11 protein-coding genes are annotated in these 11,421 nt (G+C 42.7%); 8 read left to right on the top strand and 3 right to left on the bottom strand.

Annotated elements, in window-relative coordinates:
* Positions 1 to 32 precede the first annotated feature (32 nt).
* Positions 33 to 773: an amino acid ABC transporter ATP-binding protein gene (locus tag NOS7524_RS24280; RefSeq protein ID WP_015141123.1), complete on the top strand. Its 741-nt coding sequence runs from the start codon at positions 33 to 35 to the stop codon at positions 771 to 773.
* 139 nt (positions 774 to 912) lie between these two features.
* Here NOS7524_RS24280 and ilvD read toward each other — a convergent pair whose 3' ends face one another.
* A complete protein-coding gene (gene ilvD, locus NOS7524_RS24275) occupies positions 913 to 2,601 on the bottom strand; it encodes a dihydroxy-acid dehydratase (protein WP_015141122.1) in 1,689 nt (562 codons plus the stop codon).
* 110 nt (positions 2,602 to 2,711) lie between these two features.
* On the opposite strand from ilvD, the gene NOS7524_RS24270 reads away from it, so the two are divergent.
* The 7 genes from NOS7524_RS24270 (at position 2,712) to NOS7524_RS24240 (ending at position 10,444) form a co-directional block, all read left to right on the top strand.
* Positions 2,712 to 3,596, top strand: coding sequence for a LysR family transcriptional regulator (locus NOS7524_RS24270; protein WP_015141121.1), 885 nt, complete (start codon positions 2,712 to 2,714; stop codon positions 3,594 to 3,596).
* 652 nt (positions 3,597 to 4,248) lie between these two features.
* Positions 4,249 to 5,520, top strand: coding sequence for a glycosyltransferase family 4 protein (locus NOS7524_RS24265; RefSeq protein WP_015141120.1), 1,272 nt, complete (start codon positions 4,249 to 4,251; stop codon positions 5,518 to 5,520).
* 576 nt (positions 5,521 to 6,096) lie between these two features.
* Entirely contained in the window at positions 6,097 to 6,555 is a 459-nt protein-coding gene (gene rsfS, locus NOS7524_RS24260) for a ribosome silencing factor (RefSeq protein WP_015141119.1), read from the top strand.
* Positions 6,552 to 7,052: a CGLD27 family protein gene (locus NOS7524_RS24255; RefSeq protein WP_015141118.1), complete on the top strand. Its 501-nt coding sequence runs from the start codon at positions 6,552 to 6,554 to the stop codon at positions 7,050 to 7,052. Before rsfS ends, NOS7524_RS24255 begins: the two co-directional genes overlap by 4 nt.
* 76 nt (positions 7,053 to 7,128) lie before the next feature.
* On the top strand, positions 7,129 to 8,082 hold the full coding sequence (locus tag NOS7524_RS24250) for an asparaginase (RefSeq protein ID WP_015141117.1): 954 nt from the start codon (positions 7,129 to 7,131) through the stop codon (positions 8,080 to 8,082).
* Between the two features lie 530 nt (positions 8,083 to 8,612).
* Positions 8,613 to 9,026, top strand: coding sequence for a group I intron-associated PD-(D/E)XK endonuclease (locus NOS7524_RS28945; protein ID WP_327084613.1), 414 nt, complete (start codon positions 8,613 to 8,615; stop codon positions 9,024 to 9,026).
* Entirely contained in the window at positions 9,017 to 10,444 is a 1,428-nt protein-coding gene (locus NOS7524_RS24240) for a slr1306 family protein (RefSeq protein ID WP_015141115.1), read from the top strand. The genes NOS7524_RS28945 and NOS7524_RS24240 overlap by 10 nt, the downstream gene beginning before the upstream one ends.
* A 115-nt stretch (positions 10,445 to 10,559) precedes the next feature.
* Here NOS7524_RS24240 and NOS7524_RS24235 read toward each other — a convergent pair whose 3' ends face one another.
* Together NOS7524_RS24235 and NOS7524_RS24230 are read right to left on the bottom strand one after the other, a co-directional pair.
* Complete coding sequence (locus NOS7524_RS24235; RefSeq protein WP_015141114.1) at positions 10,560 to 10,886, bottom strand: helix-turn-helix domain-containing protein; 327 nt, start codon at positions 10,884 to 10,886, stop codon at positions 10,560 to 10,562.
* Entirely contained in the window at positions 10,883 to 11,257 is a 375-nt protein-coding gene (locus tag NOS7524_RS24230; protein ID WP_015141113.1) for a type II toxin-antitoxin system RelE/ParE family toxin, read from the bottom strand. Before NOS7524_RS24230 ends, NOS7524_RS24235 begins: the two co-directional genes overlap by 4 nt.
* Positions 11,258 to 11,421: the final 164 nt, after the last annotated feature.

Below are 11,421 nucleotides of genomic sequence, written 5' to 3'. Positions count from 1 at the left end.
TCCCAACTACTTAAAAATTGAGGTTAAAATCTGTGAACGAACAAACACCAATAATTATTGCTGAAGATGTTCATAAATGGTATGGTAAATTTCATGTTCTCCAAGGTGTTAGCTTAACAGTTTATCGCGGAGAAGTGGTAGTATTGATGGGACCTTCTGGCTCAGGAAAATCAACTTTTATCCGCACATTTAATGCTCTAGAAGAATACCAACGAGGAAAAATTAATATTGATGGAATTACCCTCAGTCACGACTTGCGAAATATTGATGCAATTCGGCGGGAGGTGGGGATGGTATTTCAGCAATTTAATTTATTTCCCCATTTAACAGTGCTGCAAAATATCACCTTAGCTCCAGTTTGGGTGCGTCGATGGAAGAAAGCCAAAGCTGAAGAATTGGCGATGCAGCTATTAGAAAGAGTCGGAATTTTAGAACAGGCGCACAAATACCCAGGACAGTTATCTGGGGGACAGCAACAACGGGTAGCGATCGCTCGTGCTTTGGCTATGCAGCCTAAAATTATGTTATTTGATGAACCTACTTCGGCATTAGACCCAGAAATGGTCAGAGAAGTTTTAGATGTGATGCGAAACCTAGCCACTGAAGGCATGACAATGGTAGTAGTTACCCATGAAGTCGGATTCGCTCGTGAAGTCGCCGACCGAGTTGTGTTAATGGATAGTGGTCACTTAGTCGAATCAGCCACCCCACAAACCTTTTTCACCCAACCTCAAGAGGAACGAACCCGCAAGTTTCTCTCCCAAATTCTCTAAAACTTCGTTTGACACTCACGCCAGCTAAAAGCGGAGGTGATTCTAGCGGTTGTCTAATCGGGGAATGAATCTACCCGATTAGACAGTCCTCACCCCGGAGGCGGAGAAACTCCGGCTCCGCTCTGCATCAGCTTTACCCCTAATTAAACAAATCCAAATCAGTGACAGCGCCAACACTGCTAGAAGCCACCAACTTGGCATATTTCGCTAAAATACCCTTAGTGTAACGGGGCGGACGAGGTTGCCAATTGGTACGACGACGGGCTAATTCTTCATCTGAGACATTAACTTGCAACAGGCGAGAATCCGCATCAATGGTAATACTATCACCCTCTTCTACCAGAGCAATATTACCGCCAACGGCAGCTTCCGGTGCAACGTGACCCACAACCATACCGTAAGTCCCTCCAGAAAATCGCCCATCAGTAATTAATCCCACTGCATCCCCTAAGCCAGCACCGATAATAGCCGAGGTGGGAGCCAACATTTCCCGCATCCCAGGGCCACCTTTGGGTCCTTCGTAGCGGATGACAATCACATCACCAGCTTGAATCTTACCCGCTAAAATAGCATCTAAACATTCTTCTTCCGAATCAAATACCCGTGCGGGGCCAGTAATGGTGGGTTTTTTCACCCCGGTGATTTTGGCTACCGCCCCCTCTGTGGCTAAATTGCCCTTGAGGATGGCTAAGTGTCCTTGGGCATACATGGGGTTATGCCAAGGACGAATCACATCTTGATTAGTGGGTGGTTCATCCGGTACTGCCGCTAAGACTTCGGCAATGGTTTTCCCTGTAATAGTCATACAGTCACCGTGGAGTAAACCATGCACTAGCAGCATTTTCATCACCTGGGGAATACCACCAGCTCTATGTAAATCGGTGGCAACATATCGACCACTGGGTTTTAAATCACACAAAACGGGGACACGACCACGGATAGTTTCAAAGTCATCTAAATTGAGTTCTACACCAGCCGCGCGGGCGATCGCCAGAAAATGTAACACGGCATTGGTAGAACCACCTACCGCCATAATCACGGAAATAGCATTTTCTATAGATTTGCGGGTGATAATCTGCCGGGGTAAGAGTTGATGACGAATGGCTTCGACTAATACTTTGGCTGATTCTTCGGTGCTATCGGCTTTTTCATCATCTTCTGCTGCCATTGTAGAGGAATAGGGTAAACTCATGCCCATCGCTTCAAAGGCTGAGGACATGGTATTGGCGGTGTACATCCCACCACAGGAACCAGCACCAGGACAAGCTTGCCGTTCGACTGCTAATAGTTCGTCTTCGTCAATTTTGCCGGCGCTGTATTCTCCGACGGCTTCAAAGGAACTGACAACTGTTAAGTCTTTACCGTTGTAGTGTCCGGGTTTGATGGTGCCACCGTAGACAAAGATGGCTGGGATGTTCATTCGTGCCATGGCAATCATTGCCCCTGGCATATTTTTATCACAGCCACCGATGGCTATGACTCCATCCATACTTTGTCCGTTACAAGCGGTTTCGATGGAGTCGGCAATGACTTCTCTGGAGACTAGGGAGTATTTCATTCCTTCTGTTCCCATAGAAATGCCGTCACTAATGGTAATTGTGCCGAACATTTGCGGCATGGCTCCGGCTTTTTTAATCCCGGCTTCGGCTCTCTGTGCTAGTTGATTGATCCCCATATTGCAGGGGGTGATGGTGCTGTAGGCGTTGGATATGCCGACAATTGCTTTGTTAAAGTCTTCGTCTTGAAATCCTACTGCTCGCAGCATGGCTCTATTTGGCGATCGCTGCACTCCTTGTGTGACTACTTTACTTCTGAAGTTCTCCGTCATCTTTGTTCCTTCCGTATCGTCAACTAATCTGTACGAGTATCATAGGTAGACTGCTTTTAGATGTCCAATATATATTTATTCAAAATTGAGACTTATAAAATATTAAAAATATGGAACTACGACACCTACGCTACTTTATTGCTGTAGCGGAGGAATTACATTTCAGTAAAGCCGCAGAAAGACTGCATATTGCTCAACCGCCTCTCAGCCAACAAATCCAGCAGCTAGAGGCGGAACTGGGGGTAGAACTGTTTCAGCGCAAAACTAAGCGACAGGTACAACTAACAGCAGCTGGAAAAGTGTTTTTGCAGGAGGCTTATCAACTACTGGCGCAATTAGAAGCAGCAGTAGTGTTAACTCAAATAACTGGACGGGGTGAAATCGGTCAACTCAGAATTGGCTTTACCAGTTTGGTAACTTATGATTTGCTACCTGTGATTTTGCGTCAATTTCGGGAGCATTTTCCGGAAATCGAATTAGTTTTACTGGAGTTGACTACAACTCAACAGGAGCAGGCGTTAAGAGATTATCGGATTCATGTAGGCTTTGCCCATCCTCCTCTAGAAGACAACACACTCTCTCAAGAGTGCATTCACCGAGAGCCTTTAATTGTGGCTTTACCGTCAAATCATCCCCTAGCTCACCAAGAATGTATATCAGTGCGATCGCTTTTTCCTGAATCTTTCATCATGTTTCCTCGCTATCTAGCACCAGGACTTTACGATCACATCATCAATCTTTGCCAACAAGGAAATTTCAGCCCTAAAGTTACTCAGGAGGCAATCCAGATGCAAACTATTATTGGTCTAGTATCAGCAGGAATGGGAATTGCGATCGCACCTTCTTCTTTACAGAACCTCCAAAGACCTGGTGTAGTCTATCGCGCTGTGATCGAGCAAACCCCACTCATAGAAACAGCCATTGTCTGGCGTTCTGAGATGGAGACTGCTATCCTACAAAACTTCTTACAAGTTGTGAAAAGTTTTTACAGGTGAGAAAAGTAATCACAACTACACTCAGAAAAATTACTTTTGGTTCATGGCTACAAAGGTAAATTTTATATTCATATTCCCACTGTAAGGGTTGTAGGAATGCTATGTACAGCAGCCTTCGCTCATCAATATTTCAACTATTTATCTTTATATAACTATGTATCTATATTATTTGCAGTTTGATTTCTCGCCAACAATCAAACACAGCAATTTTAAAACTTTAAAAATATGAAAAAGCTCGTACCCAGATGATTACTGAGAAAAAAAGAAAAAGTTTTGCGTCGTGAATGTCTTATTTTTAGTATCAAAACAAAATATTTTTCATATATCACCTCAATTTCACTGACATTTTACAAATTACTCCCAATGATTGCTAGAAACTTTAATTAATTACACCGGAGTTTATGCCTATACTAAATCATTAGACAATAAGTAATAATTACAAGTTATAAAGTAAAAAAAATCTCATGTCTTACCTAAGCAAGCTCCACCAATATTTACTAAATCTTCAACGAAAAAGCACTGACACATCAATAGTATAAAGACAAAATTAAATATATGTCTTAACAAATGCTTTTGAGTAAGAAGCAATCATCTGTAAGACAGATATTTTCTTGTATGAACTAAACAGCCAGGGACTTCTGACTAATTTGTTATGCGGATTTTAATCTACTCCTACAACTACTATCCAGAACCAATTGGGATTGCCCCGCTAATGACAGAATTAGCAGAGGGACTGGTTAAGCGAGGACATCAAGTACGTGTCATTACAGCCATGCCTAACTATCCTGAGCGTCAAATTTACGAAGGATATCGTGGCAAATGGTATCTCACAGAATATAAAAATGGTGTGCAAATCCAGCGTAGTTATGTTTGGATTCGCCCACAACCTAAGCTTTTAGATCGAATATTGCTTGATGCTAGTTTTGTCACTACTAGCTTTTTACCTGCTCTTTTCGGCTGGCGGCCTGATGTGATTCTCTCAACGTCGCCATCACTACCTGTGTGTGTACCTGCTGCCTTGTTAGGATGGTTACGTGCCTGTCCTGTAGTGTTAAATCTTCAAGATATATTACCGGAAGCAGCTATCCATGTGGGATTACTGAAAAACAAATGGCTGATCAAAGTGTTTTCAGTATTAGAAAAGTTTGCTTACAAGAGTGCCACAAAAATTAGTGTCATTGCTGATGGTTTTGTAGAAAATCTACTATCTAAAGGCGTATCACCCCACAAAATAGAGCAAATCCCTAATTGGGTAGATGTGAATTTCATTCGTCCCTTACCAAAAGTCAACAATAGTTTCCGGGACGAACACAACCTAAATGGCAAATTTGTAGTGCTGTATTCAGGAAACATTGCTTTGACACAAGGGTTAGAAACTGTGATCAAAGCAGCTGCCATGTTGCGTCATGTTCCAGAAATAGCCTTTGTGATTGTTGGTGAAGCTAAAGGTTTGCAGAGATTACAAAAGTATTGTTTAGACTGCGGCGCTGATAATGTTTTGTTACTACCATTTCAACCCCGTGAACATTTGCCTCAGATGTTAGCAGCAGCAGATGTTGGTTTGGTGGTACAAAAGAAAAACGTCATCTCTTTCAATATGCCATCAAAAATCCAAGTTTTACTGGCTAGTGGTAGAGCATTAATAGCATCCGTACCCCGCAACGGTACAGCCGCCAAAGCTGTGAGACAAAGTGGAGGTGGTATTGTAGTTCCTCCAGAAGACCCCGAAGCTTTAGCAAAGGCAACTTTAGACCTATACAAACACCCAGAAAAAACTAAAACATTGGGTTATAATAGCCGGAAATACGCTACTGAACAATATGCTTTCGAGCAGGCTTTAAATCAATACGAAAAATTATTCTACTCAGTCACTGCGGAAAGTCAACCAATCGCAGCCAAAGTAGTTTCTAAACAAGAAGTCTAGGTATTAACGTTAGTTTGCACTAGAAACCAAAACATTATAGAGCTAAAAAAAATCAAATATCTGAGGGTATAGATATTCAAAAAATTATTTTCTATGCCCTATTTTTTGTATATTAAGGACTGCCTAGAGTTAAGATGCAGCAGATGCTAGGCATACGAAAAGTTATTAGTAATTGTTATTAGTCACACTTTAGGCAGAATGCACAGTCGTCAGCTATGCTATATACTATCTTTTAGCAGATTTATAGAGTTAAACGGCAGTGTATAGTTGTGAGTTATCAACTTTACGGCTTTGTGATCCGTCTCCAAGAAGATATGACTGCTGGGCTAAGTGGAATGACCATATTGAATTTTGTACGGTGAAAATAGCCGTTGTGGGATGGAACGCTACAAAAAGACCTCCTGCAATGCAGCCCCAGTAATGTTGCGATATATTAGTCAATCACTGAGCCTATGCCATAAACACCGATTTTTTTGTTAGTATTCAAAAAAACCAAGATATACAGTTCTGGTTCGATTGTTGTTTGTAATTAATTCTCAAAAACCGTAATCAAAGGGATAAAGCACCTGAGGTTGAATGTCTGATTATTTCCAAGGAAATTTACCATTACAATCCGTCTCAGTTACCAAGAGCGCACTCAGAAATTCAGAGAGTGACACTGAATTGAGTGGAAATTTAGCTGTAACTATCGCTGAAGCTGCATCAGACCGCAAAGCGGGTGATATTCTAGTGTTGAAGGTAGCAGATGTCTCTTACTTGGCAGATTATTTTGTGATGTTGACTGGCTATTCTAGGGTGCAAGTTAGGGCGATCGCTCAAGCAATAGAAGATAAAGTAGAAACAGAGTGGCAACGCCGTCCTTTGCGGACAGAAGGTAAAGGCGAAGGAAACTGGGTGCTACAAGACTACGGCGACGTGATTGTCCACATAATGATGCCAAAGGAACGGGAATTTTATAATTTAGAAGCATTCTGGGTTCATGCAGAACGTATTTCCCTTCCCAATGTTGAAGAAGGTGGTGGTAAGCCAACATGATGAATTCCTCACTGGCAAATTGCCCAGTTCCCACAGAACAACAACCGCTTAATGAGTATGAACAGCTAAGAACATCCTGGCTATTTCGGGATTGCGTCTTGAATTCGCAGGAGTATGTCAAAAAGCTGGTTTGGATTTGGAGTTTATCTTGGTTAGTGGCGGGACCAGTAGCCGCAGCCAGTTTCTCACCTACCAAACAAATGGCACATTTTATCCTCTGTGGATCTGCTGGGGCCAGTGTGGGGGTAGTCTTAGGACTATTACGCTTATATTTAGGCTGGCTTTATGTACGCGATCGCCTATATAGTACAACTGTATTTTATGAAGAATCAGGGTGGTATGACGGACAAACATGGCTCAAGCCGCAAGAAGTGTTAAATCGCGATCGCTTGATTGTCACCTACGAAATCAAACCCATTCTTCAACGGTTACAATTTACATTCGCTAGCTTGGCGGGAATGTTTCTTACTGGTACTATAGTTTGGCATTTGTTTTAAATACTCATTAGTCATTAGCTAATCACTAATAACTAATGATCAATGACTAATAACTAAAAAGTGATAGATTTAACCCATGACAATGGGAAAACGAACTCAAGCAGCAGCACTGGAAGTCCGGTTGTTGCGAGAAGGTATTATTGAATCGAGGCATATAGTCCAGGCGGTTGTATGCGACGAACGGGGACGGGTGCTAACTGTTGCAGGTAATGCAGAAACAGCTACATTTGTCCGTTCAGCATTGAAACCATTTCAGGCACTAGCTGTCACTACTACAGGCACACTGGAACGTTATGATCTCAGCGATCGCGACTTAGCCATCATCACCAGTTCTCACAAGGGAACTATCGAACAAGTACGACAGGTATTTAACATCCTGTGGCGAGCCGATCTTGATCCTTCTGTCCTGCAATGTCCAATTCCCAAAGGTAAGCGCAGTCCTCTAGAATACAACTGTTCTGGTAAGCACGCAGGGATGTTGGCTGTTTGTCAACAACGCCATTGGCCGTTGAATAATTACTTGGAACGCAAGCACCCAGTACAGCAATTAATTGTTGGTAAGGTAGCTGAGTTACTGCGAATGCCCGCCGAAGAATTCATCAGCGCCCATGACGACTGCGGCGCACCGACGTATCTCATGCAACTAGGTCAAATAGCTTCTTTATATGCGCTGTTAGCTTCTAGTAGTAACTTAGATATGGAGCGCATTGTCCGCGCCATGACTCATCACCCAGCAATGGTGGCAGGTGATGGAGAATTCGATACAGAATTAATGCGTCTCACTCCAGGGGAACTGGTAAGTAAATCTGGAGCGGAAGGAGTCCAGTGTATTGGCAGACTCGGTGAAGGCATGGGTTTGGCAATTAAAGTCATGGATGGTGCTAAACGAGCAAAATATGCTGTGGCAATTCACTTGCTGCAACAGATGGGCTGGATTACTCCTAGCGTCGCTGAAAGCTTGGCAGAAAAGTTTATGAACCCAGGCAAATACACACGTCTAGAGGTTGTCGGAGAATTATCATTTTTGTAGTTGCCAAACTTAAGCTTTTGAGTTATACTTGAAAAGTCGAGAGCGACGCGGGATAGAGCAGCCTGGTAGCTCGTCGGGCTCAACTAGCAAAACTAATTACGCGCTTATTAGTTTGTTTTGCAGTGGGCGGTACATGGAGAAACTCATGTGCGATTACCTGTCAAACTCGGGGAAGCCAACAGCGCGGTAATCCCGAACCAAGCTCTGGAAACAGAGAAGGTGTAGAGACTGGAAGGCAGGCACCCTAACGATAACGCCGAGGGTGAAGGGACAGTCCAGACCACAAACCAGTAAAACTGGGCAACGAAAGTTGTAGATGGTAAGCATAACCCGAAGGTCAGTGGTTCAAATCCACTTCCCGCCACCAAATTTAAAATAAAACCCTGTAATCTTTAAAGATTATGGGGTTTTGTTTTATGCTGATATAAGTTATTCCGTCTGACCAATGGACACAAAGCTGAGGGGAGACATAGCAGAGCAAGCTGCTGTGCTTCATGCTTTAAAGCGTGGCTGGGGAGTTTTAAAACACAATTGGCGATCGCCTGCCATACGATTTAGTATTTGATATAGAGGGAACTTTAGTTAAAATCCAAGTCAAGTATGCTTGGTTGCATGAGCCATCTGGTAATTATGTTGTAGACAATCGCCGCACTAAAACAAATCGCCGACTCATGCTTAGAGCAACATATCAACCATCAGACTTTGATTTTGCCCTAGCCTACATAGAACCACTTGATGTTTTCTATGTCTTTCCGGTAGATGTGTTTATCAGCTATGGTAGCGAAATACACCTTGTCGAAACCGAAAAACGCCAGCGTCAACCCCGTTCGGCAAAATATCGTGAGGCTTGGGAGTTAATCTTACCTTTACAAGTCGGTGCAGCAGGGTTTTGGTTTATTGTTGAGTTGGAATATTCCAAAAAGTTCGGAGAGTCATGGTTGTGAAGTTACAGCGACCCATTTTAATAGGAGGATTAGGATTATCCTTTTCCTTATGGATGGTGCAAAGTTGGCATCATTCAATTATGCAGGTAGGTGAGCTAAGTTTAGTCAGTCTCTTAGCTGTAGGTGGTGGTTTGTGGCTGTGGAAGCGTAACTTCCCCCATGACCATGCAGAACAACCGAGTGGTATCATTACTGATCGGGAAACAGCAGTGAATGCGATCGCTAAAACTGAAGTTGTGATTAATCAGTTAGCGCAAGAAGCTGCAACCCATCCAGCTTTAGACACACTGAAAACACAGCTAGCCGCATTACCTGTAGAGTTAGACAGACAAGATTTGAGATTAGCTGTCACTGGCGGTAAATTCGTTGGTAAAAGTACCTTAATTCAGGTGCTAGAGTCTAGTAATTGGCAAGAAACACAGCAAAGAGTTAGCTTCCAAGAAACAGCACCTTTGTTTCGAGAGGTAGAATCCTCTGATGCGGCTATTCTCACAGAAACAGCAAAATCAGACTTAGTTTTGTTCTTAACTAACGGTGATTTAACTGATTCGGAATTTCAAGCCTTAAAACAGTTAACAGCAACTAATCAGCCACAAGTCTTAGTTTTCAACAAACAAGACCAATATTTGCCTGATGAGCGTGCTAGTATTTTGCAGTCATTAAAACAACGTCAGCAGGATCATGTAGTCGCGGTTTCAGCTGCTCCTGTGGCGGTGAAAGTGCGGAAACATCAGGCTGATGGGAATGTGCAAGAATGGATGGAACAGCCAGCAGCAGATATTCAGCAGTTGACACAGCAATTGAATGAGATTTTAGTACAGCAAAGTCAACAATTGGTGTGGACAACTACTACTAGACAGGCTCTGCTGTTGAAAGCTGAGGCGAAAAATTATTTGAATGGGGTGAGATGCGATCGCGCTACCCCAATTATTGAACAATATCAGTGGATAGCTGCGGCTGCTGCTTTTGCTAACCCAGTTCCAGCACTGGATATTTTGGCAACGGCGGCGATTAATGCTCAAATGGTAATGGATTTGGGTAATATCTATCAGCAGAAATTCTCCCTAGAACAAGCGCAAACTGTAGCGGGAACAATGGGAAGTTTGATGCTGAAATTAGGTTTAGTGGAACTTTCGACTAAAGCTATTAGTACAGTTCTCAAAAGTAACGCTGTTACCTTTGTCGCTGGTGGTTTAGTGCAAGGTGTGAGTGCAGCTTATCTGACTAGAGTCGCTGGCTTGAGTCTAATTGCATATTTTGAACAGCAAGAAATTGCTTTAGATTCTGGTAATAATTTGAATTTAGATAAATTGCGTCAAACCTTACAAAATGTCTTCCAACAAAATCAGCAGTTAGCTTTTCTGCAAGGTTTTGTGAAGCAAGGGGTGAAGCGATTAGTGCCAGAAGTTGTGGGTTAATTTCACGCAAAGGCGCAAACACAAGTCCTTGCGCTTTTGCGTGACTATATTTATTTTTGTGAATCGAAAAAGCCGATTTTTCTCAACTCATATCCTATATGCCTTTTATCCGTCCTTATAGCGATATCACAGTTTCAGCAGATTGCTCTGGTGCGTGACGGGGGCGAAGATGTAAAGTGATTTCTGTATCAAGTCGCTTCAGGAAAATCAGGAGTTTGCCTTCGCTGAACCGTTGAAACTCTCCCTTCATAAGATGAGATACTTCTGGCTGGGAAATACCAAGAAGTTCGCTGATTTCTCGTTGTTTCAAGTTGCGTTGTTTCAAAAGGCGCAGTACCTGAATACCTATCTTACCCCGCGTAAACAGTTCATCTGCATCTGATAACCCAAGGTCAGCGAATACGTTACCATTGCTTTCTTCAAAAACGGGTTCTTGTGTCACTCTTGTTTCTCCCTTGCTACTGCATCCTTATAGCGTTGTTTAATCAGGTCAACATCCGCTTGTGGAGTTTTAATACCCCGCGTTGATTTCTTTTGAAAAGCGTGCAGAACATAGATTTTTTCTCCAATCTTTACTGCATAAACAGCCCTGTAAGTATCGGTATCGTAGCGTTTAACGATTTCATACACGCCACTTCCAACCCCCTTAAAAAGTTTGGCATCCGTTGGTGTTTCCCCTGCTTGAACCAATTGCAGCGCGTAACCTACTGATGCACGCACCTCTTCAGGAAATGAACGGATATTTTTGAGAGAGTCTCCCATCCAAACCAGAGGTCGTAAAGGAATTTCTAGAATGTCCTCATCTTCATCCATTTTATATGAAATTTCCTATAAAACTAGTCAGACAGTAGCATGAAATGTTTTCTGCCCGACTCAGAAGTAAATTTTATTTACAGCAATGTTTAGAATTTTTTTGCAATGTATTCCGCGTGTATAAATTTTATGGGTGTTGCCGAATTAAGTCGCGTTTTGATTTC

This window comes from Nostoc sp. PCC 7524 (genome assembly GCF_000316645.1).
In the GTDB taxonomy this organism is placed as follows: Bacteria; Cyanobacteriota; Cyanobacteriia; order Cyanobacteriales; family Nostocaceae; genus Trichormus.
The sequence above is the reverse complement of the archived record's forward strand: the minus strand, read 5'-3'. Positions and strand labels throughout refer to the sequence as shown.

Coding starts and splice junctions, on each gene's coding strand:
- NOS7524_RS24270 (WP_015141121.1), top strand. CDS start 2,712: ATGGAACTACGACACCTACGCTACTTTATTGCTGTAGCGGAGGAATTA.
- NOS7524_RS24250 (WP_015141117.1), top strand. CDS start 7,129: ATGACAATGGGAAAACGAACTCAAGCAGCAGCACTGGAAGTCCGGTTG.
- rsfS (WP_015141119.1), top strand. CDS start 6,097: ATGTCTGATTATTTCCAAGGAAATTTACCATTACAATCCGTCTCAGTT.
- ilvD (WP_015141122.1), bottom strand. CDS start 2,601: ATGACGGAGAACTTCAGAAGTAAAGTAGTCACACAAGGAGTGCAGCGA.
- NOS7524_RS24240 (WP_015141115.1), top strand. CDS start 9,017: ATGGTTGTGAAGTTACAGCGACCCATTTTAATAGGAGGATTAGGATTA.
- NOS7524_RS24255 (WP_015141118.1), top strand. CDS start 6,552: ATGATGAATTCCTCACTGGCAAATTGCCCAGTTCCCACAGAACAACAA.
- NOS7524_RS24265 (WP_015141120.1), top strand. CDS start 4,249: ATGCGGATTTTAATCTACTCCTACAACTACTATCCAGAACCAATTGGG.
- NOS7524_RS24230 (WP_015141113.1), bottom strand. CDS start 11,257: ATGGATGAAGATGAGGACATTCTAGAAATTCCTTTACGACCTCTGGTT.